Annotated in this window: 22 protein-coding genes; 12 read left to right on the plus strand and 10 right to left on the minus strand. The window is 71.7% G+C overall.

The features are described 5' to 3' along the window. Nucleotides 1-48: 48 nt before the first annotated feature. The 6 genes from AB0N90_RS24185 to AB0N90_RS24210 form a co-directional block, all read right to left on the minus strand. Nucleotides 49-1059, minus strand: a complete 1011-nt coding sequence (locus AB0N90_RS24185; protein ID WP_365199809.1) for a ketoacyl-ACP synthase III family protein — start codon at nt 1057-1059, stop codon at nt 49-51. 133 nt (nt 1060-1192) lie between these two features. After that, nucleotides 1193-1960 (minus strand): thioesterase domain-containing protein, encoded by a 768-nt coding sequence (locus tag AB0N90_RS24190; RefSeq protein WP_361678183.1) that lies wholly within the window; start codon nt 1958-1960, stop codon nt 1193-1195. 29 nt (nt 1961-1989) lie between these two features. Continuing rightward, the gene (locus AB0N90_RS24195) at nt 1990-2988 is read right to left on the minus strand and encodes an LLM class flavin-dependent oxidoreductase (RefSeq protein ID WP_361678180.1); all 999 of its coding nucleotides are present in this window, start codon (nt 2986-2988) and stop codon (nt 1990-1992) included. 38 nt (nt 2989-3026) lie between these two features. Next, entirely contained in the window at nt 3027-4628 is a 1602-nt protein-coding gene (locus AB0N90_RS24200) for a long-chain-fatty-acid--CoA ligase (RefSeq protein WP_365199811.1), read from the minus strand. Nucleotides 4629-4662: 34 nt separating this feature from the next. Continuing rightward, complete coding sequence (locus AB0N90_RS24205) at nt 4663-10350, minus strand: SDR family oxidoreductase (protein WP_365199813.1); 5688 nt, start codon at nt 10348-10350, stop codon at nt 4663-4665. Nucleotides 10351-10361: 11 nt separating this feature from the next. Continuing rightward, nucleotides 10362-10670, minus strand: a complete 309-nt coding sequence (locus AB0N90_RS24210) for an acyl carrier protein (protein WP_365199814.1) — start codon at nt 10668-10670, stop codon at nt 10362-10364. Nucleotides 10671-10813: 143 nt separating this feature from the next. Here AB0N90_RS24210 and AB0N90_RS24215 point away from each other — a divergent pair, with 143 nt between their 5' ends. The 12 genes from AB0N90_RS24215 to serS all read left to right on the plus strand — a co-directional run bounded on the left by AB0N90_RS24215 (nt 10814) and on the right by serS (nt 22953). Beyond that, nucleotides 10814-12445, plus strand: a complete 1632-nt coding sequence (locus AB0N90_RS24215) for an aldehyde dehydrogenase (RefSeq protein ID WP_161221547.1) — start codon at nt 10814-10816, stop codon at nt 12443-12445. 27 nt (nt 12446-12472) lie between these two features. Beyond that, entirely contained in the window at nt 12473-13615 is a 1143-nt protein-coding gene (locus AB0N90_RS24220) for an acyl-CoA dehydrogenase family protein (protein WP_085567027.1), read from the plus strand. A gap of 134 nt (nt 13616-13749) precedes the next feature. Continuing rightward, the gene (locus AB0N90_RS24225; protein WP_085567026.1) at nt 13750-15045 is read left to right on the plus strand and encodes an aminotransferase class III-fold pyridoxal phosphate-dependent enzyme; all 1296 of its coding nucleotides are present in this window, start codon (nt 13750-13752) and stop codon (nt 15043-15045) included. Nucleotides 15046-15047: 2 nt separating this feature from the next. Continuing rightward, nucleotides 15048-15530, plus strand: coding sequence for an SRPBCC family protein (locus AB0N90_RS24230; RefSeq protein ID WP_136104084.1), 483 nt, complete (start codon nt 15048-15050; stop codon nt 15528-15530). 21 nt (nt 15531-15551) lie between these two features. Beyond that, on the plus strand, nt 15552-16085 hold the full coding sequence (locus AB0N90_RS24235) for a hypothetical protein (protein ID WP_085567025.1): 534 nt from the start codon (nt 15552-15554) through the stop codon (nt 16083-16085). Then, the gene (locus AB0N90_RS24240) at nt 16082-16630 is read left to right on the plus strand and encodes a flavin reductase family protein (protein WP_037654314.1); all 549 of its coding nucleotides are present in this window, start codon (nt 16082-16084) and stop codon (nt 16628-16630) included. Before AB0N90_RS24235 ends, AB0N90_RS24240 begins: the two co-directional genes overlap by 4 nt. Further along, nucleotides 16627-17607, plus strand: a complete 981-nt coding sequence (locus AB0N90_RS24245; RefSeq protein ID WP_365199818.1) for a VlmB-like protein — start codon at nt 16627-16629, stop codon at nt 17605-17607. Before AB0N90_RS24240 ends, AB0N90_RS24245 begins: the two co-directional genes overlap by 4 nt. Then, nucleotides 17604-18611, plus strand: a complete 1008-nt coding sequence (locus AB0N90_RS24250) for a beta-ketoacyl-ACP synthase III (RefSeq protein ID WP_361678063.1) — start codon at nt 17604-17606, stop codon at nt 18609-18611. The genes AB0N90_RS24245 and AB0N90_RS24250 overlap by 4 nt, the downstream gene beginning before the upstream one ends. Nucleotides 18612-18646: 35 nt before the next feature. Continuing rightward, on the plus strand, nt 18647-18877 hold the full coding sequence (locus AB0N90_RS24255; protein WP_010983730.1) for a phosphopantetheine-binding protein: 231 nt from the start codon (nt 18647-18649) through the stop codon (nt 18875-18877). After that, nucleotides 18877-20097, plus strand: a complete 1221-nt coding sequence (locus tag AB0N90_RS24260; RefSeq protein WP_361678060.1) for a beta-ketoacyl-[acyl-carrier-protein] synthase family protein — start codon at nt 18877-18879, stop codon at nt 20095-20097. The genes AB0N90_RS24255 and AB0N90_RS24260 overlap by 1 nt, the downstream gene beginning before the upstream one ends. 110 nt (nt 20098-20207) lie before the next feature. Beyond that, on the plus strand, nt 20208-21692 hold the full coding sequence (locus AB0N90_RS24265; RefSeq protein ID WP_365199822.1) for an APC family permease: 1485 nt from the start codon (nt 20208-20210) through the stop codon (nt 21690-21692). Beyond that, nucleotides 21676-22953, plus strand: a complete 1278-nt coding sequence (gene serS, locus AB0N90_RS24270) for a serine--tRNA ligase (protein ID WP_365199824.1) — start codon at nt 21676-21678, stop codon at nt 22951-22953. Before AB0N90_RS24265 ends, serS begins: the two co-directional genes overlap by 17 nt. Nucleotides 22954-23013: 60 nt before the next feature. On the opposite strand, the gene fabI is transcribed toward serS, so the two are convergent. From fabI to AB0N90_RS24290, 4 genes are all read right to left on the minus strand, one after another. Beyond that, complete coding sequence (fabI, locus tag AB0N90_RS24275; protein WP_037654306.1) at nt 23014-23781, minus strand: enoyl-ACP reductase FabI; 768 nt, start codon at nt 23779-23781, stop codon at nt 23014-23016. After that, nucleotides 23778-24104 (minus strand): ferredoxin, encoded by a 327-nt coding sequence (fdxA, locus tag AB0N90_RS24280; protein WP_037654305.1) that lies wholly within the window; start codon nt 24102-24104, stop codon nt 23778-23780. The genes fabI and fdxA overlap by 4 nt, the downstream gene beginning before the upstream one ends. Before the next feature lie 28 nt (nt 24105-24132). Further along, on the minus strand, nt 24133-25506 hold the full coding sequence (locus tag AB0N90_RS24285) for an MFS transporter (RefSeq protein ID WP_365199828.1): 1374 nt from the start codon (nt 25504-25506) through the stop codon (nt 24133-24135). Between the two features lie 144 nt (nt 25507-25650). Further along, nucleotides 25651-26751, minus strand: a complete 1101-nt coding sequence (locus AB0N90_RS24290) for an acyl-CoA desaturase (RefSeq protein ID WP_361678046.1) — start codon at nt 26749-26751, stop codon at nt 25651-25653. Between the last annotated feature and the right edge of the window lie 26 nt (nt 26752-26777).

Genomic DNA, 26777 nt, shown 5'->3' on the forward strand with positions numbered 1-26777 from the left:
GTTCCTCTCATCGTTCGGTGGGGGTGGACTGGGGAGCCGCCCCTCCCGTCACCAGGACGGGGTGTGCAGGATCTCCAGTACGGCTGCGGAGAAGCTGAAGCCCGCGCCGGCCGCGACGACGAGGACGAGGTCGCCCGGTCCGACGGCGCGTTCCAGGACGAGGTGTTCGATGCCGAGGAACTGGTCGCCGGGGCCGACATGCCCGTACCTGCGGCCGACCTCCCAGGTGCTCTGCTTCTCCGTGAAGCCCAGCAGGTCGAAGTTCTCGGGGGTCTTGTTGCGGTGGACGTGCGGGGTGACGACGCGGGCGATGTCCTCGGTCGACACACCCGCCTCGGCCATCACACGCCCGGTGGTGGACATCAGGGCGGCCTCGTAGCGCTCCCAGGAGCCCTCGGCCTCCGGGGTGGCCGCGTGCTGGCGGCCGCGTTCGATCAGCCGTACCTCGGCGCCGGGCTGGAGGGCGAAGGGTTCGAGGCCGCGGTTCCAGCGCTCCAGCGAGTTGTCGGCGCCCAGGGTGGCGGCGACCACCCGGGCGAAGCCGGTACGCCCGGACACCAGCAGGGCGCTGCCGCCGTCCGCGAAGATGAGGTTCATCTGGATGTTCCAGCGGTCCACCCAGGGCGCGGCGAACCGGTCGCCGGTGGTGAGCAGCACCTCGGTGGCGAGGCCGGAGTTGATGTATCCGGCGGCCAGGCTCAGCGAGCCGACGGCCGCGTTGCAGCGCTGCTGGAGGTCGAATCCGGGGACGCCGGAGCCGACGGTCTCGTTGGCGACGTAGGCCGCGGTGGGCCACATGTCGTGGCCCTGGTAGCTGCCGGAGGAGTGCAGGACGAGGCCGACGTCCGCGGGCGCGATGCCGGAGCGTTCGACGGCGAGGCGGCCCGCGCGTACGGCCATCTCGGGGCCGGAGAGTTCGTCGGAGACGGCGATGTTCTCGAAGCCGAGGTCGCGGTGCTCCTCGTCGACCAGGCCCTCGGCGGTGGCCTGTGCCACGGTGATCGTGTCCGGTATCCATGACCCGGCCGACGCGATGAAGAGGTCTTTGTCGAATCTCATGCTGCTGCTTCTCTCTCGGATGGGTGGCCTCGGCAGTACGTCGGGGAGAGACCGACGAGCGCCGTGTCGGCGGGCCGTCTGTCACCTTCTCGCGACCCGCTGACACGGCGCTGACGCGCGCCGTTTCCCCCGGTCAGCTCACGGCGGTGGCCACGGTCCGCTGGAGCCGGTGTGCGAAGTGGGCGGTGACGGCCTGGGCGTGGGTGTCGATGTAGAAGTGGCCGCCCTCGTACTCGTTGTGTCCCAGGTACGACGGGGTGCGCCCGGCCCAGTGGGTCATGGCGTCCGGGGCCTCCTGGAGCGGGTCGCTGCGGCCGCCGTAGGAGGCGAGCGGGCAGCTGACGCCGGCGCCGTCGTCGTCGTAGTCCCCGGCGACCCGCAGGTCGGAGCGCAGGGCGGGCACGACCAGGGCGAGCATCTCGGGGTTGTCGTAGACCTCGGCCGGGAAGGAGCCCAACTTCTTGATCCACTCGACCAGTTCGGGCTCCGGCATCCGGCTCTGCTCCTCGGTCGGCTTGAAGAAGCCGACCGGTGACCAGCCGGACATGCCGACCATCGCGGGGAGCGGGCCGCCCTCCTCCTCCATGCGGATGGCGAGGCGGAAGGCCAGCTGGGCGCCGAGGCAGTGGCCGAAGAAGGCGAACGGACGGTCGTCCAGGTCGTTCAGCACGGCCTCGTGCAGGGCTTCGAGCAGCGGCCAGAAGTTCTCGTACGTCTCCTCCTCGCGGCGGTTGTGCCGGCCGGGGAGGGTGACGGCCTGCGGGGAGATGTCCGGCGGCAGCAGGCGTTCCCAGTCGCGGTAGATGATGGCGCCGCTGCCCGCGTGGGGCAGCAGGAACAGCCGGATGGAGGCGTCGGGCGAGGGCTCCACGGGGTGGAACCAGTGTCCCTCGCTGGACATCTGGCTGCCGATGGTGCCGATGGCGGTGGTCACGACTGCGTACTCCCTACGGTGGGTGCGAAACCGAGGGCGCGTACCGCGGGCAGCAGCACCTCGGCGATCTCCTTCAACTGGGGTTCCGGGTCCAGGGATCCGATGCGGATCACCAGGTGCCGGGCGCCGGCGCGGACGTATCCGCCGAGCCATTCGGCGCACTTCTCGGCGCTGCCCCAGGCGTATGCCTGGATGGTGCTCATCTGCTCCAGGGAGCGGCCGTAGTAGTGGCTGATGTAGTGCTCCAACTCGGCCTCGGCGGCGGCCTCGTCGCGGTTCACGGTGACCGTGGCGTACAGCCCGGGGACCACCGTGCGCCCCGCCTCGGTGGCGAGTTCGCCGAGCCGGGCGGCGGCGCGGCCGTACGCGTCGACGTCGGGGAGGAAGGGGAGCCAGCCGTCGTAGCGGGTGGCGGCGCGGGCGAGCACCTTGGGGGTGTCGCTGCCGGCCAGCCACAGCGGCGGGCCGCCGGGCACGGCGGGCGAGGGCAGCCGGTCCAGGTTCTCCGCCTGCCAGAACCTGCCCTCGAACTCGCTGGGTTCGCCGTCCTCCCCGGCGCGCCAGGCGGTGCGCCACAGCGCGGCGATCTCGTCCAGGCGGCCGACGCGGCCCTGGAAGGAGGCGCCGACGGACTCGAACTCCGCCTCGGTCTCGGGCATCGGGAAGCCCGAACCCAGGCCCAGGATCAGCCGGTCGGCGGCCACATGGCTGAGGCTCGCGATCATGTTGGCGCCGATGAGGGGGTGGCGCAGGGCGGGGGTGAGGGCTGCGGTGCCGACGGTGATGCGCCGGGTCGCGGCGGCGGCGGCCGACAGTACGACCAGGGGGTCGAGGCGGGGGCGGGCGGTGAGGGAGTCGCCGGCCCACAGCGAGTCGAAGCCGAGCGCTTCCGCGTTCCGGGCGAAGTCCAGCAACGGGGCCGCGGCGTAGGTGCCGTTGATGGCCTGCTCGCGGGTGGGCAGGAGGATGCCGATCCGCAGCGGTTCGGTACTCATGGGCGTGTCACTCTCCGCGGAGACGTCGGGGAACGTGGTCATACGGCACTCCCGGCGGCGGCCCTGGTCTGCGCCGTCAGCTGCTCGCGCACCGCGCGGCGCAGGATCTTGCCCGAGGGGTTGCGGGGCAGGGAGTCGGCGAAGTGGTAGGTGCCGGGGATCTTGTAGTCGGCGATCCGGCCGCGCAGCGACAGCAGGAGTTCACGGGGGGTCGCCCTGGCGCCGGGGCGCAGGACCACCACCGCGTGCACGCTCTCGCCCCAGCGGTCGTCGTGCAGTCCGACCACGGCCGCGTCGGCGACCGCCGGATGCGCGGCGAGGGCCTTCTCGACCTCGGCCGGGTAGATGTTCTGCCCGGCCACGATGATCGTGTCGTTGATGCGGTCGCACAGATGGAGATAGCCGTCCTCGTCGAGGAATCCGGCGTCGCCCATGTGCAGCCACTCCCCCACCAGGGTGCGGGCGGTGGCCTCGGGCAGGTTCCAGTAGCCGAGCATCCGGGAGGGGGCCCGCACACAGACCTGGCCGATGGCGCCGGGCGGCAGGATCGCGCCGTCGGGGCCGACCACCTTGATCTCGTTGCCGGGGCAGGGCAGGCCCACCGAGATGAGCCGGGTGCTGCCCGCGTGGTGGTCGCCGGGCGGCAGGCAGACCGCGACGCTGCCGGTCTCGGTGCTGGCGTAGATCTGCGCGAACTCGCAGCGGTAGGTCTCCAGGCACTGCTTGAGCAGCGTCTCGGACATGGGCGCCGCGCCATAGGCGATCTTGCGCAGAGAGGTGAACGCCTCGGGTCCCGCGCCGCGTTCGGCGGCCATCGCCTGGAGCATCGCGGGTGCGGCGAAGGTGGTGGTGACGCCGTGCTCGCGGATGAGGCGGACCGCTTCCTGCGGGTCGAACTGCGGCATGATCACATTGGTGCCGCCGGCGTTGAAGGTGTGCAGGAACCAGCCGATGCCGGCGACGCCGAAGCCCGGCAGGGAGATCAGGGCGACGTCCTCGGGCAGCCAGTCGATCCAGTCCACGCCCCGCTCGCGGCTGGCGTGCGGCAGGGTGAAGAAGCTGCGGTGGGCGAGGATGGCGCCCTTGGGCAGCCCGGTGGTGCCGCTGGTGTAGATCTGGATGACGGCGTCGTCGGGTCCGGTGCCGGGCGCCGGGTCGGTCTCGGGCTGGTCCGCGGCCCAGGCGAGCAGCCCGGCGCCGCGGGCGGGTTCGCCGTCGGCGTCGGTGCCGTCGACCCGGATCACCCGGCGCAGTCCGCGCAGTTGGGGCCGTACGGCGGCGACGGTGTCCCAGAACTCGTCGTCCACGAAGATCAGCGTGGCGCCGGAGTCGCGCAGGATGTGGTCGACCTCGTTCGGGGTGAGCCGCCAGTTGACCGGCACCAGGACGGCACCCGCCTTGGCGCAGGCGATCATCACGAGGTAGTAGTTCGCGGACTCGCGGCCGAGGTAGGCGACCCGGTCGCCGTGCCGTACCCCGCTGGTGTGCAGGGCGTGCGCGGCGCGGTTGCTGTCGCGGTGCAGCTTGTCGTAGGTGGTGACGTGCCCCTCGCAGATGATCGCCGGGTGGTCGGGGCGGGTGCCGGCGTGGGCACGGGCGGAGTGGTGGAGCGTCCAGCGCTCCCTCGGTATGTCGCTCATGGTGATGTGCCGTCTCTGTCGAACTGTCCGACCGTCACGCCGTCGGCGCCGGGGCGAGCTGCCCGTCGACGAACTGGGCCAGCGCGCGGACCGTGGGGTGGTCGTGGGTGAGGGAGGCCGGCAGGGGCAGCCGGAACGACTGCTCCAGTGCGGCCTTGACCTGCTGGGCCATCAGGGAGTCCAGGCCCAGCGACACGAACTCGCTGTTCAGGTCCAGCTCGTCGCCCTCCTCCAGGTGCAGGACGGCGCCGACCTTCTCGCTCACCACCCCGGTGACGGCGGCGAGCCGTTCGGCGGCGGGGAGCGCGGTGAGGGCGGTGAGGTCGAGACCGGTGCCCTCCTCGCCGCCCTGGCGGGCGAGCCGGTCGTAGAAGAGGTCGCCGTTGACGCTGCCGGAGACGTAGCGGTCCCAGTCGAACTCGCCGACGATCCGCTGGGTGCGGGGCCGGCCCCAGAGCCGGGCCAGGGTGTCCAGGGCGCGGGTCGGGGAGAAGAAGCGGACGCCGCTGCGTTCGATCTCCTGGCTGAGGTGCTCCTCCAGGCGGGCGGACATGCCGACCCGGGCCCAGGCGCCCCAGTTGACCGACAGGCCCGGCACCCCGCGCCGGCCGCGCCATTCGGCGAGCGCGTCGAGCCCGGCGCTGGCGGCGGCGTAGTGGCCCTGGGTGGCGCCGCCGAGGACGGAGGCGATGGAGGAGTAGGTGACGAAGAACTCCAGCTCGGGGAAGGAGTCCTCGGCGGCCTCGTGCAGCAGCCAGCCGCCGTACGCCTTCGCGGCGAGCTGGGCGTCGATGGACTCCCAGGTCAGCTCGGAGATCAGCTTCTTGTCGTAGGAACCGGCGGCGTGCACGATCCCGCCGAGCGGGCGCGAGCCCGACCGGAGGTGCCGGACCAGCCGCTCGACGTCCCCGGGCCGGGAGATGTCGGCGCGTACGACGTCGATCTCGGTGTCGGCCGCGAGGTCGGCGAGGACCGGTGCGGCCTCCTCGGTGGCCTTGCCGCTGCGGCTGACCAGGGTGAGGTGGCGGGCGCCGAGCGCGGCCAGCTTGCGGGCGGTGACCAGACCGAGGCCGCCGAGACCGCCGGTGACCAGGTAGGTGCGGTCGGCGCGCAGCCCCGCGGGCATCTCGTCGGCCGGCTCGGGCCGCTCCTGGAGGTCCTCGGGGAGGGTCACCCAGGCGGGTCCGGCCGGGTCGGACAGGGCGGTGCGCAGGGCCTCGCCGGTCTCGTCCAGGGCGAAGCGCAGATCCGAGCCGTCGTCGCCGGTGGCGGCCACGGCGGCGACCGCGGGCACGGTGAGCGTGGCGCGGAAGGTCCCGTCATGGCGTACGAGGACCTCGTCGCCCGGCGCGAAGCCGGTGCCCTCGGCCGCCGCGAGGACCGAGCCCCGGGCCAACTGGCCGAGCAGCGGCGGAAGTTCGACCTCCCCCGTCTCCTCGGCGCGTTCGGCGCGCCCGGTGTCCAGGGCGGCGCGGGCGTCCTCGGCGGTCAGGCCGACGGCGCTCACCCGGACCTGGATCTCGTCCGTCCCCGGGGCCCGGTCGGCGACCGGTGCGAGCACCAGGTCGGACAGGTCGCCGGAGTCGGGGGCGCGCAGCTCGAAGCCGCCGGTCCAGGTGAGGCTGGTGTCACCGGCGAGCAGCCGGCGCACATAGCGGCGCCCTGGACGGTGGGCGACCTGGTACTCACCGGCCGGTTCGGTCCGCCATTCCTCGGCCAGCGGGGCGAGGCCGCTGCCGGGGGCGAGGTCGACCAGGGTGGCCCGGTACTGGGCGTACTCGGTGAGCAGCACCCGGCCGAAGCCCCACAGGGTGGCGGCCGCCAGATGGCCGCCGTCTCCGGCCGGGTCGCCGGGCAGCCACTGGGCGCCCTCGGTGACCAGCCACAGCCTGGGCGGCCGGTTCGCGGTCTCCAACGCGCTGATGAGGGTGAGGAGTTCGCGGTAGTTGTCCTCGCACTCGGCGCGCAGCCGCTCGGTGGACATCGGTCCGGAGCGCTGGTGCCACAGCCGGCAGATGTCGGTGACGGTGGGGTCCTCCAGGGCGGCCTTGAGATCGGTGAGATCGGGCAGCCAGGTGACCTTGAGGCCGGGTTCGGCGGCCAGTTCGGCGGCGCGGGCGGCCGAGGGGTCGAGGAGGACGACATGCCGGGCGGCGGGGGCGCCGCCGCGGGCGGGCAGGGCGCGCCGCACCCACTCGGGGCGGTGCAGGAACTGACGGCGGCCGCCGCGGCCCTCGGGCCGGGCCATGCGCACCCCGAGGAGTTCGGCGACCGGATCGCCGTTCTCCAGCAGCAGCACATCCGCCAGGCGCCGGTCCTGTTCGCCGCGGACCCGGGCGAGGACACGCAGCTGCTCGCCGCGCGGCTTGCGGAAGTGCCGTACGGAGGCGATCTCGCGGGGCACGAACACCGGGCCCTCGGGGTCGAGGACGACCAGCGCCTGTACGGCGGCCTCCAGCAGCTCGGCCGGGACGTGCTCGACGGCGCTGGCGTCGCGGCCGGTGAGCTCGCCGGTCACCAGTCCATCGCCGTGCCGGGCGGCCTTGACCAGCAGGCGCATGCGGGGGCCTTGAGGGCGGCCGACGGAGGCGAGGTCGGTGTAGATGTCCTCGTCGTCGATGTGCTGGGCGGCCGGGGCGAGCCCCGCGTCCAGCTCGGCCAACTCCGAGACGGGGACGAGGGGTTCGGGGTCAGCGGCGACCGTGGCGGTGGCGTGCAGGTTCTCCTCGCCGCCGACCAGCGTGTACACCTCGATCTCGGCGCCGCCGCCGGGGCGGGGCCGCCAGCGGGTGGTCAGCGCGGTGACCGTCTCGGCGGACAGCTCAAGCGGGGCGAGCAGCTTGAGGTCGCGGACGGCGTGGCGGGCGTGGCCCTGCACCGCGTCCTGCACCGCGAGCAGCAGGTCGACGTAGGCTCCGGCGGGCAGCACGGTGCGGTCGTCGGCGGCCAGGTCGGCGAGCGCGCCCAGCTCCTCGGGCATGAACTCGGCGGTGAACTCCCGTACCCCGCTCGCGAATCGCTCCTCGGTGCCGAGCAGCGGGTGGCGGGCGGTGCCGTTCGCGGCGGAGCGGCGGGGGGTGACGGAGGGCAGCCAGTAGCGCTTGCGCTGGAAGGCGTACGTCGGCAGGTCCACCCGGGCGGGGGCGGGGTGCCCGGCGTGGTAGCCGTCCCAGGCGACGGTGAGCCCGGCCGCGTAGTAGTCGGCGAGGGCGGTCAGCGTGGTCGCGGTGGTGGTGTCGCGGCGGCGCAGGCTGGCCAGCCAGACATGGTCCTCGACGGTGACCGAGCGGCGGGCGAGCGCGGTGAGCCCGGCCTGCGGGCCGACCTCGATCAGGGCGTGCCGGCCGCGCTTGGCGACGGCGCGGATGCCGTCGAGGAAGCGCACGGGCTCGCCGATGTGCCGCACCCAGTAGCCGGGGTTGCCGATCTCCCGGAAGCGGGCGAGCCGTCCGGTGACGTTGGAGATGAGGCTGATCTTCGGCTCGTGGAACTCGATGCCGTCGAGGGCGGTGCGGAAGTCGTCGTAGACCTCGGCCATCAGCGGGGAGTGGAAGGCGTGCGAGACCTTGAGCCGCTCGACGCGCACGCCCCGCTCGGCGAGGGCGGCGCTCACCTCGTCCAGGGCCGCGGTGGCGCCCGAGATCACCGTCTGGTCGGGGGCGTTGACCCCGGCGACGGCCAGGTCCTCGTGGCCCTCCAGGAGCGGGGCGACGTCCTCCAGCGGCGCGGAGACGGCGGCCATGCCGCCCTCGGCGGTGACGGCCTGCATCAGCCGGGCGCGGGCGGCGACCAGCTTGACGGCGTCCGGGAGGCTGAACAGCCCGGCCACGGCGGCGGCGACGACCTCGCCGATGCTGTGCCCGATGAGCACGTTGGGCTTCACGCCCCAGGCCATCCACTGCTGGGCGAGCGCGTACTCCAGGGTGAACAGGGCGGGCTGGGTGTACTCGGTGCGGTCGATGGCCTCGGGGTCGGCGGCGGTGCCGAGCAGCAGCTCGCGCATCGAGCGGCCGAGGTGGGCGGCGAACAGCTCGTCGCAGGCGTCGACCTGGGCGCGGAAGACGGGCAGCGCCTCATAGAGGGCGGCGCCCATACCGGCGTACTGGGAGCCCTGGCCGGTGAACATGAACGCGGTCTTGCGGATGCCGGTCGGGCCCTCGTGCTCGTGCTCGGCGGCCTTGTCGAGGAGCTTGACGAGGGCGGCGCGGTCGGCGACAGGGGCGGCGACCCGGTAGGGGTGGTGGGCGCGGGTGGTGTTGGCGCTGTGGCTGAGCACGGCCACGGAGATCTCGGGCCGCTCCTCCAGCAACGCCCGGTAGTCCGCGGCGAGTTCGCGCAGGGCGGTCGCGTTCTTCGCGGAGAGGGTGAACAGCGGGGCGGCGCCCGCCTGTTCGGTCTCCTCGGCGGGCTGCTCCGGCGCCTCTTCCAGGACCACCGCGCCGATGGTCCCGGCGAAGCCGAAGCTGTTGACGACGGCGCGCTTGACCTCGGCCTTCCAGGGCTCTGGGGCGGTGGGCACGCGCAGCGGGTACAGGTCCCAGGGGATGCGCCCGGAGGGGTTGTCGAGGTTGATGTGCGGGTAGATGGTGCCCGCGCGCAGCATGAGCACCGTCTTGATGACGCCGACGATGCCCGAGGCCGGTTCCATGTGCCCCAGGTTCGTCTTCACCGAACCGACCACCACCGGGTGGTCCTTGGTGTGCGAGTCCACGAACACATCGCCGATGGCGCCGAATTCGATGGGGTCGCCGAGCGGGGTGCCGGTGCCGTGCGCCTCGACATAGCTGATGTCCTCGGGCGCGAGGTGGGCCGCGCTCAGCGCGCTGCGGATGACCTTCTCCTGGGCGGGCCCGTTGGGCACGGTCAGGCCGGCGCTGTCGCCGTCCTGGCCGACGGCGGTGCCGCGCACCAGGGCGAGGACGCGGTCGCCGTCGCGCTCGGCGTCGGAGAGCCGCTTGAGGACGATGATGCCGCAGCCCTCGGCGCGCGCGTACCCGTCGGCCGACTCGTCGAAGGTCTTGCACTGGCCGTCCGGGGACAGCATCTGCGCGTTGGAGAACATCACCGGGATGCGCGGGTGGTGCAGGGCGTTGACGCCGCCGCACAGCGCGATGTCCGTCTCGCCGCCGCGCAGCGCCTGCACGGCCAGGTGCAGGGCGACCAGCGAGGAGGAGCAGGCGGTGTCCACGCTCATGCTCGGGCCGCGCCAGCCCAGGAAGTAGGAGAGCCGCCCGGACAGCGGGAACATGGTGATGCCGGAGGCGAGATGGCCGTCCAGCTCCTCGTACGGCAGCGAGTCCAGCTCCAGCGCGTAGTCGATGGAGCTGGCGCCGATGTACACACCGCCGTTGCCGCGGCGCAGCGGCGCCGGGTCGATGCCGGCGTGCTCCAGCGCCTGCCAGGCCGTCTCCAGCAGCAGCCGCTGCTGGGGGTCCATGTAACGGGCTTCCTTCGGCGAGATGTTGAAGAAGCCCGCGTCGAACAGGTCGATGCGGTCGAGGAACCCGCCCGCCGAGGCGCGGATCTTGCCCTTGTCGTCGGGCCCCTCGGGGGTGAACGCCTCGACGTCCCAGCGGTCGGTGGGGATGGGGCGGATTCCACTGCGGCCCTCGCGCAGAAAGGCGTCGAACTCGTCGGGCGAGCCGCTGCCGCCGGGGAACCGCAGACCGATTCCGACGATCGCTACCGGCTCGGGCGCCTGCGCTGATTCCGTACGCGGCATGGAACGACTCCTCAAGCTTCCTGGACGGCCTGGGTCAGGTGGTCGACGAGGTGGGTGATGGTCGGCTCGTTGAAGAGCACATTGACGTTGATCGACAGATCCAGGAGCTGTTCCAGGCTCTGGCGTATCTCGGTCAGGCGCAGCGAGGTGAGCCCGAGGTCGAAGTAGGAGACGTCGACGGGGAGGTCCTCGGAATCGTCCATGAGAAGAACGACCTTGAATTTCTTGAGGACGATTGTCTCGATTTCCTCGGTCAGTTCACTGCGCGGCAGATCACGTAGCCGCTGGATGGTGCTGTCGACGGGTGACATGCGCCTCATGCAAGCAGCGGCGGCTGACGCCCCACTGACGGCCGGGGTGGGGCGGGTTGGCTGGATCAGTCGGGTGTCAGCGCCGGATCAGATTCCGCTGTCACGCTCGCATTGCTTCAAGAAATCCACACGCCATATCCGAAAGGCTGAAGATGCTTCGCGAAGCCGCGCAGGAGGAGAGTGCTGAGGCACCTTCCGGATTGAAGAGTTACGACCTCTACATCGCGGGCAAGGACGTCGCCGGCGACGGCTGGGTGTACACCGTCAGCGGGCGTTCGCTGCTGGAAGACGTGTTCACCAGCGTGAGCCTGAAGCGCTCCCTCGAACAGGACCCGGAGTCCGAGGCGGCCAAGCACCCCTATGTCGTGGGGCGTTGTGCGATCGCGGACGACGCCTCCATTGACCTCGCCACCCAGGCCGCCGCGGCGGCCGCCGCCGAGTGGCAAGCCGTTCCGCTGGAGCGGCGGATGAAGCTCGGCACCCGGTTCCGCGAGGAACTGATCAAGCACGAGGACGAGTTCCTGCGGATGCTGGTCGCCGAGTCCCACCCCGTCAAGCTCGCTCGCTGGGAGCTGAGCTGCCTGCTCCAGATCTACGCGCCCGGTTCGCTGCGCTGGTACGACAAGCAGATGCGGGTCGAGAAGGAGTACAACGGCCGCCGGCTGATCCTCCACCGCCAGCCCGACGGAGTGGTCGCCTTCAACCCGCCGCAGAACGCCCCGCTGCCCAGTGCCGCGCTGTGCGTGCTGGCGCTGATGGCCGGCAACGCGGTGGTCGTGCGGGCCCCCCGCAGCATCGCGCTCTCCACCATGTGGCTGCTGCGCGACATCGTCGCCCCGCTGCTGGAGGAGTTCGACGCCCCGCCCGGCGTGCTCAACGCGGTCTGCTCCAACCCGAAGCAGACCATGGACCGCTGGATCGCGGACCCGCTGATCAACGACATCTTCTACATCGGCGGCAGCCAGGAGGGCCTGCGCTTCGAGCAGCAGTGCGTCGCCCACGGCAAGAAGCCGATCCTCGAACTCGCCGGCAACGACGGCATCGTGGTGTGGAAGGACGCCGACGTGAAGTGGGCGGCCGAGGCGATCACGGAGGCCTTCTACGGCTCCGGGCAGATCTGCATGGTCCCCAACTACGTGCTGGCCCATCCGGATGTCGCCGAGGCGCTGATCGCCGAGGTCAAGGAGCAGGTCAAGGGCATCAAGCCGGGCCTGCCCGAGGAGGAGGACGTGCTGCTGTCGCCGGTGCGGCGCAGCGAGCGCTTCTTCCGGCTGCTGCGGCAGGCGCTGGACAACGGTGCCGAGCTGGTCACCGGCGGCCATCGCACCGAGGTGGACGGCACGGTCTCGGAGACGGGCGTGTTCCTCCAGCCGACGGTGGTGCGGGTGGACGGCCTGGACCGGGCACGGACGTACGACGTGGTCCGCGAGGAGACCTTCTTCCCGCTGGTCCCGATCGTGGTCGCCGAGCGCGATCATGACGACGCCCTGCTCGAATCGTTCCTTCAGTTCGTCAACAGCAATGACTACGGGCTGCGCAACTCGCTGTGGTCGCGCTCCGACCACGTGGTCGAGACGTTCGTGCGCCGCACCGTCAACGGCGGTCTGCTGAAGGTCAACGACTCGCACATCGGCTTCCTGCCCTATCTGCCGAGCCACGGCGGCACCGGCCGCACCGGCGGAGCGTTCGGCGAGGCCAACTACCCGATGCTCAAGACCTCCCACGTCCAGGGGGTCAGCATCGCCCGCGACGTCAGCCCGTACGACGCGGTCTTCGGCGCCTGAACCCACCCCGTCCTCGGAGGTCTTCCCGTGCGTTCCCTCGATGTCGCCCGGACCGTGTGCGAGCGGTTCCACCCCGGACTGCTCAAGGAACTGGAGCAACTCCCTTACGAGCAGCGGGAGAAACCCGGCAGTCCGGTGATCGACCTGTTCCGCATCCACGGCGGTGTGGGCCTGCTGATACCCGAGTCGTACGGCGGCCACGGCGCGGCCCCGCTGGAGGCGCTGCGGGTGCAGCTGGCCCTCGGCGCGGTCTCGCCCTCGCTGGTCGCGGCCGTCTCCATGCACCACTTCACCGCCGCGATGCTGTACTCGCTCGCCGTCAAGTCGGGCCGGCTCACCCCCGCCCAGACCCAGCTGCTGCACCAGATCGTGCCCGACCAGCAGGTGCTGGGCTCCGGCTGGTCGGAGGGCCGTACCGCCGCGAACATCCTCAAGCCGGCCGTGACCGCGCGCCCGGTGGAGGGCGGCTTCCTGCTCTCCGGCTCCAAGAAGCCGTGCAGCCTGTCGCGTTCGATGAGCCTGCTCACGGCGTCCACGGCGATCCACGGCGAGGACGGCGGCGAGCCCGAGCTGGCGCTCGCGCTGGTCCCGTCCGACGCGCCCGGCCTCACCGTGCACCGGTTCTGGGGCAACGACCTGCTGGCCGGCGCCGAGAGCGACGAGGTGCGCCTGGAGGACGTGTTCGTGCCCAGCGAGATGGTGGTGCGGGCCGGCGCGGACGATCCCACGCGCCTGGACGACCTCCAGTCCGCCGGGTTCGTCTGGTTCGAGATGCTGATCTCCGCGGGGTACGCGGGCGCCGCGGCGGCGCTGGTCGAGCAGGTGCTGACCCGCAAGCGGGGCAGCGCGGACGAGCGGGCCGCGCTCGCCGTCGACATGGAGGCCGCGCTGGCCCTCCTCGAAGGCGTGGCCCGGGGCACCGGGCGCGAGCCGGGCGACGAGGAGTCGGTGGCGCGGGTGCTGGTCGCCCGGTACGCGGTGCAGAACGCGTTGCCGGGGATCGTGGCGCGGGCGCTGGAGCTGCTGGGCGGGATGGACTTCATCACGAACTCCGCCTCCGCGCAGGCCGCTGCCGCGACGAGGGCGCTGGCCTTCCATCCGCCGTCGCGGATCGCCGCGTCGGAGCCGCTGCTGACGTACTTCGACGGAGGGCCGCTGGTTCTCGCGTAGTCGGTCGGCTGCGGGTCCGTTGTGGCTTGTCGCGCCCACGCGGCGGAGCCGCACATCGAACACAGCCCCGCGCCCCTGAAGAGGCGCTCTCATCAACGGCATTGAAAAGTCCCCTCTCATGGAGTGAGTGACACGTGACCGTCTTGCACGATTCCCCCCACGCGCCCGTCGTCGACGACGAGGCCGAGATCCTCAACCTCTACCGGGCCCATCTGAGCAAGGGCCGCGCCACGCTCGCCGAGCTGTTCGGCAGTCATATGGAGGTGGCGTCCGAGGGCGCCTGGCTCACCACCAGTGACGGTGAGCGCTTCCTGAACGCGGGCGGCTACGGCGTGTTCATCATGGGCGCCCGGCACCCGATCGTCATGGAGGAGGTGGAGCGCCAGCTGCGCACCCACCCCACCGCGACCCGCATCCTGCTGGAGCCGACGGTGGCCCGCGCCGCCGAGTCCCTGGTGTCGGTGCTGCCCACCGGCCTGGACCGGGTGCACTTCGCGCTGTCCGGCGCCGAGGCGGTGGAGACCGGTCTGAAGCTGGCCCGCGCGGGTGGCTTCAAGCGGACCGTCTCGATGCGCGGCGGCTACCACGGCAAGACGCTGGGCGCCCTGTCGGCGACCGCGAAGGAGGTCTACCAGGCGCCGTTCCGGCCGCTGATCCCCGACTTCCAGCACCTGCCGTTCGGTGACGCGGACGCCCTGGAGGCCGAGCTGAAGGCCCACCCGGGCGAGGTCTGCGTGATCCTGGAGCCGGTCCAGGGCGAGGGCGGCGTGATCATCCCGCCCAAGGGCTACCTCAAGCGGGTCGAGGAACTGGTCCGCGAGTACGAGGGCTTCCTCATCCTCGACGAGGTGCAGTCCGGGTTCGGGCGGCTCGGCGAGTGGTGGGGCGCCGACCTCGAAGGCGTCGTACCGGACGTGCTGCTGGCCGGCAAGGCACTGGGCGGCGGTGTGATGCCGGTGTCCGCGGCCATCGCCACCCGCAAGGCGTTCCGCCCCTTCGACAAGGACCCCTACGTCCACACCGCCACCTTCTCCGGGCAGCCGGTGCTGATGGCCGCGGTGATGGGCGCGGTCCGCGCCGTCAAGGAGGAGCGCCTGGTCACCCGCTCCATGGACCTCGGTGCCCGGCTGCTGCCGCGGATCGCGGAGGTCGCCCACCGCAACATCCCCGAGCTGGTCGTGGACGTCCGCGGCCAGGGTCTGCTCATCGGCGTGGAGCTGGTCGAGGCGGGCCTCGCCGGCGAGCTGCTGATCGAGCTGTTCAACCACGGCGTCGTCGCCAACCACTCCATGAACGGCAGCTCGGTGGTCCGGTTCACCCCGCCCGCCGTGCTCAGCGACACCGACCTCGACTACCTCGTCAACTCCTTCGACCTGGCCACCCGGGACCTCATCAAGGGCGCGGCCACTATGCCGGAAGGCGGTAACTGATCGTGCGGCACGTCGAACTCGAATCCCTGATTCCCGCGGAGCAGGCCGAGGAGGTCCTGCACGCCGTACGGCGCTTTGAGAAGTACCCGGATCTCGCGCCGCACGTGAACGCGACCACCGTGCACTCCGCGTACCCCGAGCCCAAGCCCTCCTCCAGCTGGGAGCTGCACTTCCGCAGCGGCCTGCTGCGCTGGACCGAGGACGACACGGTGCTGCCGGAGGCGGGCGAGATCCGCTTCGAGCAGTCCGACGGCGACTTCGACTCCTTCACCGGGGTCTGGTCGGTCAAGCAGAACGGCGCGGACGTCGTCGTCCGCTTCGACGCCGACTTCGACTTCGGCATCCCGAGCCTGGAGGGCATCCTCGACCCGATCGCCGAGCGGGTCATCAAGGAGACGGTCGCCTGGGCCCTGACCGGTCTGTACCCGGCCGTGCGCATCCAGGGCGGCATCGAGCTGAACACGCCCGCCACGGTCGGCGCCTGACACAGGCCGAAGGAGCTGACCATGGACCAGGCGAACCCCTTCGAGACCCCACGCACCTACTCGCTGCACCGCGCCGAGTACCTGGTGGGTCTCGCCGTCACCACCGGGATGATCATCTACCACTTCGGTGACATCCGCTGGCTGCCGGCGCTCGGACTGTTCCTGTACATCGACCTGATCGGCTACATCCCCGGCGCCATCGCCTTCCGCAAGAGCGGCGGGCAGCCGATCCACAAGGCGTACTACGTCCTCTACAACGTCATGCACAGCCTCATCACCCAGGGCGCGGTCGCCGCGCTGTGGTGCCTGCTGGTCAAGCCGGAGTGGGCGCTGCTGGTGCTGCCGTTCCATCTCTTCGGCGACCGGGGCCTGTTCGGCAACTTCATGAAGTCCTTCGCGCTGCCCTTCGAGCCGGTGCGCCAGGAGGGATACCTCCACCTCCTGGACGACCTGGGGCTGCCGCACCCCAAGCCGGTCGGGCACGAGATGGACCCGGTGCCGGTCGGGCACGTCCCCGCGCGTCCCGTCGTCCGCGAGACGGAGGCCGTACGATGACCACCGCCGCGACCCCGGTGCGCCGGGCGGTGCGCCAGGACCCGGCCGAGCGCCGGCGGGCCCTGTACCACCTGGCCTCCGCGGTGTCCGTGCTCACCACGGGCCCCGAGGAACGGATGCACGGCACCACCGCGAGCACCGTCACCCTGGTCTCGCGCTCGCCCCTGCTGGTCGGGGTGGTGCTGCGGGCGGGCTCGTCCTTCGCCCGGCTCGCCGCCGCCGAGGGCCGGTTCGCGATCAATGTGCTCGGCGGCGAACAGGCCGACGTGGCACGGCGGTTCGCGGACAGCTCGCGGCCCGACGGCAGCGCGTCCTTCGCCGGTCTCGCCTGGACCGCCGACCGCTACGCCCAGGCCCCGCTGATCGCGGGCGCCCTCGCCCACTATGTCTGCCGGTTCCACTCCGCGCACGCCGCGGGCGACAGCGAGCTGCTGCTCGGCCATGTCGTCCGGGCCACCGCGGACGAGGGCCTGCCGCTGCTGAGCTACACCGGCGGGCTGTTCGCCGGTTCCCTGCGTCCGGCGAAGGAGACCGCCGCATCATGACCGCACCCGTAGCCCCCGAGGCCGACTGGGAGAAGGCCCCCGGCCTGCTGGACGGCGCGAAGGAACTCACCCTCGGCCCCGAGGAGTGCGACCTCGCCTACTGGTTCACCTCCGTCGCCCAGGGCACCCTGCGCGACCGGGGTGCCACCGGCCACCACGCGAACGCCCTGACCCCCGACTTCCTGAAGGCGCCCGGCCCGCTGCGCGAGGCGCTGATCCTGGAGTTCGGCTTCCGGGCCCTCTCTGAGGAGCTGGCCACCCGGCTGCTCGGCCACTACGTGACCATCGCGCCCGCCATCCCCGAGATGGAGTTCTACGCCACCCAGCTGATCGACGAGGCCCGGCACGCCCGCGTCTTCCGTCAGCACCTGGTGGACCTCGGCGTCCCGCAGAGCACCCTGCTGCAGGAGATCGAGGACATGACCCAGGACTACCGCAAGCGGGTCCTGAACCCGGTGGTGGACTTCACCCTGGACATCGTCCGCGACAAGGCCGACTTCCCCGGCGGCGTCGGTGTGTTCGCCATCATCATCGAGGGTGTCCTCGCCCCCGCCGCCGAGCTCAGCGAGCGCAAGTGGACCCCGCTGTCCCCGGCGACCGGCGAGATCTCCCGCGGCACCGCCATCGACGAGATCCGCCACCTCACCGTGGCCAGCACCATCCTGCGCGACCACCTCATCGAGCACCCCGAGTACACCCCCCGGCTCCTGGAGATCCTGCGCTCGGGCGTCAAGCTGTGGGACGAGCTGCCGGACCGGGAGTTCGTGATCCACCGCGAAGAGCTGTTCCAGGAAGGCATGTTCAAGCATGCCGACCTGATCGGCGACTACGAGGTCTGGCCGGGCGTCCGGCTTCTCGACACCACCGCCGACCAGCGCTACGACATGGCCGAGCAGTGGACCGACGAGATGGCCGACGTCCGTATGAAGTACATGGGCCTGCCCGTCGAGGTCCTCGCCTCGGAGGCCGGCGCATGAGTACCGGGCGGGCGGCGGTCGTCACCGGGATCGGCTCGTACGTCCCGCCCAACATCGTCACCAACGAGGACCTCTCGCAGCGCCTCGACACCTCCGACGAGTGGATCCGCACCCGTACCGGCATCGCCGAGCGGTTCTACATCACCCCCGGCACCTCCACCGGCGACCTCGCGGTGGAGGCGGGCCTGAGGGCCCTGAAGTCGGCGGGCGACGAGCAGGTCGGCGCGGTGGTGCTCGCCACCACCACCCCGGACCAGCCCTGCCCCGCGACCGCCCCCCAGGTGGCCGCGCGGCTCGGGCTCGGCCAGGTGCCCGCCTTCGACGTGGCGGCCGTCTGCTCCGGCTTCCTGTACGGCCTCGCGTCCGCCGCCGGGCTGATCGCCTCCGGGGTCGCCGACAGCGTGCTGCTGATCGCCGCCGACGCCTTCACCACGATCATCAACCCGGAGGACCGCACCACCGCCGTGATCTTCGCGGACGGCGCGGGCGCGGTGGTGCTGCGGGCCGGCTCGCCGGACGAACCCGGCGCGCTCGGGCCGCTGGTGCTCGGCAGCGACGGGGAACTGAGCCATCTGATCGAGGTCCCGGCGGGCGGCTCCAAGCAGCGCTCCGCGGGCCGCCCGGCCGCCCCGGAGGACCACTACTTCCGGATGCTCGGGCGGGAGACCTACCGGCACGCGGTGGAGCGGATGACCAGCGCGTCCACCGAGGCCGTCGAGCGGGCCGGCTGGCGTCTGGACGACGTCGACCGGTTCGCGGCGCACCAGGCCAACGCCCGGATCCTGGCGGCCGTCTCGGACCGGCTCGACATTCCCGGGGAGCGGCGGCTCAGCAATATCGCCCGGGTCGGCAACACCGGTGCCGCCTCGATCCCGCTGCTGCTCGCGGAGGCCACCGCCGACGGGCGGCTGACCGCGGGGAACCGGGTGCTGCTCACCGCGTTCGGCGGCGGGCTCTCCTGGGGCGCGGCCACGGTCGTCTGGCCCGAACTCCAGACCATCTGACCGATCGTCAGAGAAGACCTTCGAAAGGAATCGTCATGCTGGAGCAGCTCAAGGAAATCCTGTCCAACAAGCTCAAGGTGTCCCCCGAGGCCATCACCCCCGAGGCCACCCGGGAGGACATCGAGCTGGACTCGCTGGCCGTCGTGGAGCTGTCGCTGCTGCTGAAGTCCGAGCTGGACCTGGACGTCAGCGACGACGACCTCCTGGAAGCCGAGACCGTGGCCGACATGGTCCGGCTGATGGAGGAGCGGAGCGCGAAGGTCTGATGGCCGCGATGGACATCGCCGTCACCGGGCTCGGTCTGATCACCCCCGGAGGGATCGGGGTCGGACCGAGCTGGGCGGCGGTCTGCGACGGCAGGCCGGCCGCGGCCCTCGATCCGGTGCTGGCCGACAATCCCGTACAACTCTCCTGCCGGGTGCCCGGCTTCGATCCCGAGAGTCTGCTGAGCGCGCGCCGGGCCCACCGGCTCGACAGGTTCGTGCAGTTCGCGCTTGTCGCCGCGCACGAGGCGGTGGCCGACGCGGGCCTGGACCCGCAGACCTGGGACGGCGCCCGGGTGGGCGTGGTCCTCGGCTGCGCCGACGGCGGCCCGGGCACGGTCGAGGAACAGCACCATGTGCTGCGCGAGCAGGGCGCGGACCGGGTGTCGCCGCTGCTGCTGCCGATGCAGCTGCCGAACATGCTGGCCGGTCAGACGGCCATCGAGTTCGGGGCGACCGGTCCCAACCTGGTGGTGGCCACCGCGTGCGCGTCCGGCGCGACGGCCATCGGCACCGCCCGGGACCTGCTGGCGCTCGGCCGCTGCGACATCGTGCTGGCCGGCGGCAGCGAGGCCATGATCACCCCGCTGGTCATGGCCGGGTTCGCCCAGATGGGCGCGCTGTCCAAGCGGCACGACGACCCGTCGTCCGCGTCCCGCCCCTTCGACGCCGACCGCGACGGGTTCGTGGCCGGTGAGGGGGCCGGGATCCTGGTGATGGAGCGCGTCGCCGACGCGCGGGCCCGTGGTGCGCACATCCACGGGCGGATCATCGGGTACGGCGCCACGGCCGACGCCCACCACATGACGTCGCCGCATCCCGACGGCGCCGGCATCGAGGCGGCGGTCCGCGCGGCGCTCGCCGACGCGGGGGCCGACCCCGACGACGTCCAGCACGTCAACGCGCACGGTACGTCGACGCCGCTGAACGACCTGTCCGAGGCACGGATGATCCAGCGGACGCTGCGCGGCGATCCGGTGGTGACGTCCACGAAGGGTGTCACCGGGCATCTGCTGGGTGCGGCGGGAGCGGTCGAGGCCGCGTTCACCGTGCTCAGTGTCGAGCACGAAATCATCCCGCCCACGGCCAACTTGGTCATGCCGGACGCCCGGATGGAGATCAAGCTGGCGCAGACCCTGACCGAGATGCCGATCGATCTGGCGCTGAGCAATTCCCTCGGGTTCGGCGGGCAGAACACCGCTCTGGCGATCGCGCCCGCCTGAGCGTCCGCCCCGAGTCACAACAGCCGTCCGCTGAGCACGTTCCGCGGGCGGCTGTTGGCCTTGACGTCACCCCCCACGTCCCCACCCCACTCCCCATATCTGGAGCACCCATGTCCACCACCAGTGGTTCGCCGCCCGCGTCGGGGCGGCTCGGTACCGCGCACATCCTGTTTCTCATCGTCGCCGCCGCGGCCCCGCTCTCCGCGATGGTCGGCACCGTCCCGCTCGCGTTCGCGTTCGGCGACGGGGCCGGGGTACCGGCGGCGTTCCTGTTCGCCGGGGTGACGCTGCTCTGCTTCTCGGCCGGGTACGCGGTCAGCGCGCGGCGCACCGGCGGGTCCGGCGGGTTCTACGCCTCCGTCGCCGACGGGCTCGGCCGGCCCCCGGCGGTCGCGGCCGGATACATGGCGCTGCTGGCGTACAACTGCGCGACCATCGGACTGGCCGGAGCCCTCGGCTATTTCACCCAACTGGTGCTGGCCGCCCATGGGTTGACGGTGTCCTGGGAGTGGTGCGCGGCGGTCGGGCTGGTGCTGACCGCGGTGCTCGGCTACCGGGAGATCGCGCTGAGCGCCCGGGTGCTGGCCCTGCTGATGCTGGGCGAGATCGGGGTGCTGGCGGCGCTGGACGTGGCGATCCTGGTCCGGCACGGGGTGCACGCGCTGCCCGCCGCCTCCTTCTCCCCGCACACCGCCGCGGGCCCCGGCGTCGGTGTCTCGCTGATGTTCGCGTTCGTGTCCTTCATCGGGTTCGAGTCGGCGGCGCTGTACGGCAAGGAGGCGCGCGACCCGGCGCGCAGCGTGCCCCGGGCGACGTACGCGGCCGCCGCGCTGATCGCCGGGTTCTACGCGCTGACCAGCTGGCTGGCGGTGGGCGCGATCGGCCCGGACCGGGTGCGCGAGGTCGCGGGCAAGCAGATGGGTGATCTGTTCTTCGGGCTCGGCGACGACTTCCTCGGCACGACGGGCAGCACCATGCTCCAAGTGCTGCTGTGCACCAGCCTGTTCGCGGCGACGCTGGCCCTGCACAGCGCCGCCAACCGCTACGCCCAGGTCCTCGCCCAGGACGGGCTGCTCCCCCGCACGCTGGCCGCCGAGCACAAGCGGCACGGCTCCCCGCACCGGGCGAGCGTCTGGCAGAGCGTGGTGACCGCGGTGGTGCTGGCCGGGTTCGCGGTGGCGGGCCTGGACCCGTACGCCGACCTGACCACCAGCATGCTCGGCCTCGGCACCCTCGGCATCGTCACCCTCCAGGCGCTGGCCGCGCTGTCGGTGCTCGGGCTGCGGCTGCGCGCCGGGCACGGGCACTGGTGGAAGGAGACCCTCGCCCCGCTGCTGGGCTTCGCCGGGCTCGCCACCTCCGTATGGCTGGTGGTCGGCAACTTCGACATGCTCACCGGCTCGCCCTCGAAGGTGATCGCCGCGCTGCCCTGGCTGCTGCCGCTGGTCGCGCTCGGCGGGCTCCTCTACGCGGCCCGGCTGCGCAGCGCCCATCCGCTGCGCTACCGGCGGCTCGGCACCCGGCACACCGCCGCCCCCGCGACCCCCGACCTCTCCCCCACCCCGTCAGGAGACCGCCATGCACGATCCCAATGAGCTGATCGAGGCCGGCGAGGACGCCAAGCGCCGCCTGGCCCGCCGCCGTTACGACCTCGATCTGGAGGCCGTGGGCGGTGCGCTGCGCGCCCGTTCGGCCGCCAACGCCGAGGTGACCCGGCTGCGCACCGAGCTGAACAGGACGGCCAAGGCGCGCCGTTCGGGTCCGCCGAGCGAGGCCGAGAAGGAGGCCGCGCGGGCGCTGCGCGCCGAGGTGCAGCAGGCGGAGGGCCTCGCCCGGGTGGCCGCGGGGGACCTGACCGAGCTGCTGCTCGGCATCCCCAACCTGCCGCTGGACAGCGTCCCGGACGGCGACTCCGAGAAGGAGGCCGTGGAGGTGCGGCGGGGCGGCCCCGCGCCGCGTCCGGCGGAGGGTGCCCGGCACCACGCGGAGATCGGCGAGACCCTCGGCATCCTCGACCCGCCGGCCGCGGCCAAGCTGTCCGGTGCCCGGTTCAGCGTGGCGCACGGCGCCGGGGCCCGCCTGGAGCGGGCCCTCGCCGACTTCTTCCTCGATCTGCACACCCGCGAGCACGGCTACACCGAGCAGTCGGTGCCGTTCCTGGTCTCCCGGGACACCATGACCGGTACCGGGCAGCTCCCCAAGTTCGAGGAGGACCTGTTCCGCACCCAGGTCGGCGAGCGGGAGCTGTTCCTGATCCCGACCGCGGAGGTGCCGCTGACCAATCTGGTCTCCGGCGAGCTGCTGGACGCGCGGGCGCTGCCGTACGCCTACACCGCCCGCACCCCCTGCTTCCGCGCGGAGGCGGGCGCGTACGGCCGGGACACCCGCGGGGTGCTGCGGCTGCACCAGTTCGAGAAGGTGGAGCTGGTGCGGATCTGCGCGCCGGAAGAAGCCCAGGAGCAGCTGGAGTTGATGGTCGGGCACGCCGAGGAGTGTCTGCGCCGACTCGAACTGTCCTTCCGTACCGTGCTGTTGCCCGCGGGCGACATGGGCTTCTCGGCGCGGATGACGTACGACATCGAGGTGTGGCTGCCGGGCGGTGACGCCTTCCGGGAGATCTCCTCGGTGTCCGACTGCGGCACCTTCCAGGCGCGACGCGCGGACATCCGGGTCAAGCGGGCCGACGGCCGCAAGTCGCCGGCCGCCACGCTGAACGGCTCGGCGCTGCCGATCGGCCGGACGGTGGCCGCGCTGCTCGAACAGGGCGTGCAGGACGACGGTTCGGTGCTGCTGCCCAAGGCGCTGCGGCCGTACACCGGGTTCCGGCGGATCCTGCCGGGCGGCACGACCGAGTGACACCACGGGAAGGGGGCGGGTGCCGGTTCCGGCACCCGCCCCCTTCCCGTGTCCGCGCCGTCAGGCGCCCATCATGTGCACCCCGCCGTCCACATGGACGATCTCGCCGGTGGTGCGCGGGAAGAAGTCCGAGAGCAGGGCGACGACGCCGCGCGCGGCCGGCTCCGGGTCGGTGAGGTCCCAGCCGGCCGGGGCCCGCCCGGTGGTCCAGACGTCGGCCAGTTCGCCGAAGCCCGGGATGGACTTGGCGGCCATGGAGCGCAGCGGGCCCGCCGCCACCAGGTTGCTGCGGATGCCGAACTCGCCCAGGTCGCGGGCGAGATAGCGGCTGGTGGACTCCAGGGCGGCCTTGGCGACGCCCATCCAGTCGTAGTGCGGCCAGGCCACGGCCGCGTCGAAGGTGAGCCCGACGACCGAGCCGCCGCGCTGCTTGAGCAGCGGAAGGCAGGCGGTGGTCAGGGACTTGAGGGAGTACGCCGAGACGTGCACGGCGGTCGAGACGTCGTCCCAGGTGCCGTCGAGGAAGTTGAAGGCGCCCTGGGGGCCGAAGGCGATGGAGTGCACCACGCCGTCGAGGCCGTCGGTGTGCGCGCCGAGCCGCTCGGCCAGGGTGTCCAGGTGGTCCTGGTCGGTGACGTCCAGCTCGATGACGGGGGCGGGCTTCGGCAGCTTCGCCGCGAACCGCTCGATGAGGGAGAGCCGCCCGAACCCGGTGAGCAGCACCTCGGCGCCCTCCTCCTGGGCGATCCTGGCCACATGGAAGGCGATGGAGGCGTCCGTGACCACGCCGGTCACCAGGATGCGCTTGCCCGCGAGGATGCCGCTCATGCCGACACCTTCTTCGGCAGGGCGCTCACCAGCGGGGAGTCATGGTCCTGGGGGCCGACCGCGCTGCCGCCGCCGGGCGAGCCGAGGGCGGTGAAGAAGTCGGCGTTGGAGGCGGCGTGGTCGTCGCCCCACTCCTCGGGCAGGTCGTCCGCGAAGTAGATGGCGTCGACCGGGCACACCGGTTCGCAGGCTCCGCAGTCCACGCATTCCTCCGGATGGATGTACAGGGCGCGGCGGCCCTCGTAGATGCAGTCCACGGGGCATTCGTCGATGCAGGAGCGGTCCTTGATGTCGACGCAGGGCAGTCCTATGACGTAGGCCATGCTCAACTCCTTGATCAATAGGGGTTGTTCACTTCAGGGACACACCGGTGGTGCGCTCGCCGAGAGACAGCACGGTGACGGCGAGGACGGCCATGGCGGCGGCGATGACGGCGAACAGCGCGCCGGGACCGTGCGCGTCGAGGACCGGCAGCAGCGCGAACGGCAGGGCGCCGGCGCTGAGTTTGGACAGCGAGTACGCGGCGCCCGCGGCGGTGGCCCGGATCTCGGTCGGGTACTGCTCGGAGAGATAGACGTGCGAGACGCTGGAGAAGACGTTGCTGAACAGGGTGTAGGCGAAGCCGCACAGCACGATGAGTTCCGCGGACCCGGCGTAGGCGAAGCCGAGTCCTGCGACCACCATCGCACCGGCCGACAGGGCGACGAGAGTGCGGCGCTCCATGCGGTCCACGATCGGCAGGACGAGCGCGGAGCCCACCGGGTAGCCGAGGAAGGACAGCGCGGTGAAGCCGAGCCCGGCGACGACGCCGTAGCCCTTGGCGGCGACGATCTGCGGGGCGAGGGTGCCGAAGCCGTAGTAGCCGACGACGGACAGGACGCAGAACACCCACAGCACGAGGGTGCGGCGCAGCAGTCCGGGCCGGAAGATGTCGCGCAGCCGGGTCTCCCGCGCGGGGGCCTCGGTGTCCTGCTGCGGGGCGGGCGGCTCCAGGGGCAGGCCCGCTCCGGCCGCCTCGGCCTCCAGGCGGGCGACCAGCCGGTCGGCCTCCTCGGTGCGGCCGGCGGCGGCGAGCCAGCGCGGGGACTCGATCAGCTGCCTGCGCAGCACCCAGACGGCGGCGGAGCCGAGGGCGCCGAGCACGAACAGCCAGCGCCAGCCGGCCACCCCGAGCGGGGACAGCGGCACCAGCCACAGGGCGGCGAAGCCGACCGCGGGCACCCCGCAGAAGGCGAGGGTGTAGGCCCAGGCGATGAACCGGCCGCGCTTGGAGGCGGGCAGCACATCCGCCAGATAGCAGTCGGACAGGGCCTGTTCGGCGCCGATGCCGAGACCGGCGAGGAAGCGGGTGACGATCAGCCAGGCCGCGTTGGGCGCGAAGGCGCCGAGCAGCGAACAGGCCGAGTAGATCGCCAGGTTGATCAGGAAGGCCCGACGCCGGCCGAACCGGTCCGCGATCCGACCGAGCGTCAGGGATCCGATGAACTGGCCGACGAACGCGGAGGCCAGGACGAGTTTGAGCGAGGTCGTGCCGAAGCCGAAGTCGCTCTGCAGCACCTTGCCGATGGTGCCGGAGAGATTGTTCTCGAAGGTGTCGAAGAACAGTCCGACACCGATGACCGCGGTGAGTCTTCGATGCAGGGGAGTGATCGGCATGCGGTCCAGGCGGGCGCCGATCGGGACGGGAGCGGTGCGACCGCCGGCCGCGGCGGTGGTCTGGGACATGGGGCTGGCTCCTTGAAAACTGCTGTCGCACGCTTTCGCTGTGCTTCTGGGGAAGGAACCGCCCGGGTCACCGGCGGACCCGGGCGTGCGGCCCGGGGGCCAGGTGTGGGGGTAAGTCGGGGATGGTCAAGGAGGGTTGGACGATCAGGCCGCTTCCACGGCCTGGCGGCGGATCTGCTCGTCGACGTCACCGCGCCGCACCGGCGCGCTGACCTTGTGGAGGAAGGAGGCGACCTCGCGGTACGAGCGCCAGAAGCCGACCTCGTGGTACGGCACGCCGCGTTCGGCGCAGTACTCCATGGTCAGTTCGCGGGCGCGGGGCAGGCTCTTCTGCGGCATGGCCGGGAACAGATGGTGCTCGACCTGGTAGTTGAGGCCGCCGTACAGGAAGTCGATGAACAGGCTGGGGCGGATGTTGCGGGAGGTGAGCACCTGGCGCTGCAGCCAGTCCAGGGTCTCCTCCTCGCCGTCGCGGACCTGCATGCCCTTGTGGTTCGGGGCGAAGATCATGCCGAAGTACACGCCCAGGGCGGCGTGCTGGACGACGATGAAGGCGACCGCGAGGCCCGGGGACAGGAAGGTGAAGACGCAGGTGAGGTAGACGGCGGCGCGCAGCAGGATGAGGGAGGTCTCCAGCAGGGGGCGCTTGGTCTTGCCACCGGTGATGGACACCACCGCGGTCTTCAGCATCTTGAAGCCCTCAAGGACCAGCAGCACGAAGAACATCACGCTCTGATAGCGCACCACGAGCTTCTGGGTGCCCTTGCGGGTGGGGTACTGCTTGATGTCGAAGATGGCGGTACGCCGGCCGATGTCCGGGTCCATGTCGAGGTGGTTCGGGTTGGAGTGGTGCCGGTTGTGGTGGTTGACCCACCAGCCGTAGCTGACTCCGTTGACCAGGTTGGCGTGCACGTAACCGACGGCGGAGGCGGCCTTCTTGCTGCGGAACATGGCCTTGTGGCCGGCGTCGTGCCACATGAACGCCGACTGGCCGCCGCACAGGCCCATCCACACCGCGGTGAGCAACTGCCACCAGGTGTTGCCCAGTTCGAAGAACGCGACGAACCCGACGGCCAGCAGGGCGGTGTTGAGGGCGAGCTTGCCCACGTAGTAGCGCGGGTCCAGATCGAGGAGACCCTCGGCCTTGACCCGCTTGAGCAGTTCGGCGAAGGTGGCCGACGCGCCGGTGCGTTCGCCGCCCGGTGCGGCCGCGGCCACGGCTTCCTGTATGTGCGGACGCTGCATGCGTTGCTCTCCTTGGGAGAAAGTGC

Source organism: Streptomyces sp. NPDC093018, assembly GCF_040684035.1.
In the GTDB taxonomy this organism is placed as follows: domain Bacteria; phylum Actinomycetota; class Actinomycetes; order Streptomycetales; family Streptomycetaceae; genus Streptomyces; species Streptomyces murinus.

Excerpts from the sequence above, each read along its gene's own strand:
- AB0N90_RS24185 (WP_365199809.1), bottom strand. The coding sequence starts at position 1,059 with ATGAGATTCGACAAAGACCTCTTCATCGCGTCGGCCGGGTCATGGATA.
- AB0N90_RS24190 (WP_361678183.1), bottom strand. The coding sequence starts at position 1,960 with ATGTCCAGCGAGGGACACTGGTTCCACCCCGTGGAGCCCTCGCCCGAC.
- AB0N90_RS24195 (WP_361678180.1), bottom strand. The coding sequence starts at position 2,988 with ATGAGTACCGAACCGCTGCGGATCGGCATCCTCCTGCCCACCCGCGAG.
- AB0N90_RS24200 (WP_365199811.1), bottom strand. The coding sequence starts at position 4,628 with ATGAGCGACATACCGAGGGAGCGCTGGACGCTCCACCACTCCGCCCGT.
- AB0N90_RS24205 (WP_365199813.1), bottom strand. The coding sequence starts at position 10,350 with ATGCCGCGTACGGAATCAGCGCAGGCGCCCGAGCCGGTAGCGATCGTC.
- AB0N90_RS24210 (WP_365199814.1), bottom strand. The coding sequence starts at position 10,670 with ATGAGGCGCATGTCACCCGTCGACAGCACCATCCAGCGGCTACGTGAT.
- AB0N90_RS24215 (WP_161221547.1), top strand. The coding sequence starts at position 10,814 with ATGCTTCGCGAAGCCGCGCAGGAGGAGAGTGCTGAGGCACCTTCCGGA.
- AB0N90_RS24235 (WP_085567025.1), top strand. The coding sequence starts at position 15,552 with ATGGACCAGGCGAACCCCTTCGAGACCCCACGCACCTACTCGCTGCAC.
- AB0N90_RS24240 (WP_037654314.1), top strand. The coding sequence starts at position 16,082 with ATGACCACCGCCGCGACCCCGGTGCGCCGGGCGGTGCGCCAGGACCCG.
- AB0N90_RS24245 (WP_365199818.1), top strand. The coding sequence starts at position 16,627 with ATGACCGCACCCGTAGCCCCCGAGGCCGACTGGGAGAAGGCCCCCGGC.
- AB0N90_RS24250 (WP_361678063.1), top strand. The coding sequence starts at position 17,604 with ATGAGTACCGGGCGGGCGGCGGTCGTCACCGGGATCGGCTCGTACGTC.
- AB0N90_RS24255 (WP_010983730.1), top strand. The coding sequence starts at position 18,647 with ATGCTGGAGCAGCTCAAGGAAATCCTGTCCAACAAGCTCAAGGTGTCC.
- AB0N90_RS24260 (WP_361678060.1), top strand. The coding sequence starts at position 18,877 with ATGGCCGCGATGGACATCGCCGTCACCGGGCTCGGTCTGATCACCCCC.
- AB0N90_RS24265 (WP_365199822.1), top strand. The coding sequence starts at position 20,208 with ATGTCCACCACCAGTGGTTCGCCGCCCGCGTCGGGGCGGCTCGGTACC.
- serS (WP_365199824.1), top strand. The coding sequence starts at position 21,676 with ATGCACGATCCCAATGAGCTGATCGAGGCCGGCGAGGACGCCAAGCGC.
- fabI (WP_037654306.1), bottom strand. The coding sequence starts at position 23,781 with ATGAGCGGCATCCTCGCGGGCAAGCGCATCCTGGTGACCGGCGTGGTC.
- fdxA (WP_037654305.1), bottom strand. The coding sequence starts at position 24,104 with ATGGCCTACGTCATAGGACTGCCCTGCGTCGACATCAAGGACCGCTCC.
- AB0N90_RS24285 (WP_365199828.1), bottom strand. The coding sequence starts at position 25,506 with ATGTCCCAGACCACCGCCGCGGCCGGCGGTCGCACCGCTCCCGTCCCG.
- AB0N90_RS24290 (WP_361678046.1), bottom strand. The coding sequence starts at position 26,751 with ATGCAGCGTCCGCACATACAGGAAGCCGTGGCCGCGGCCGCACCGGGC.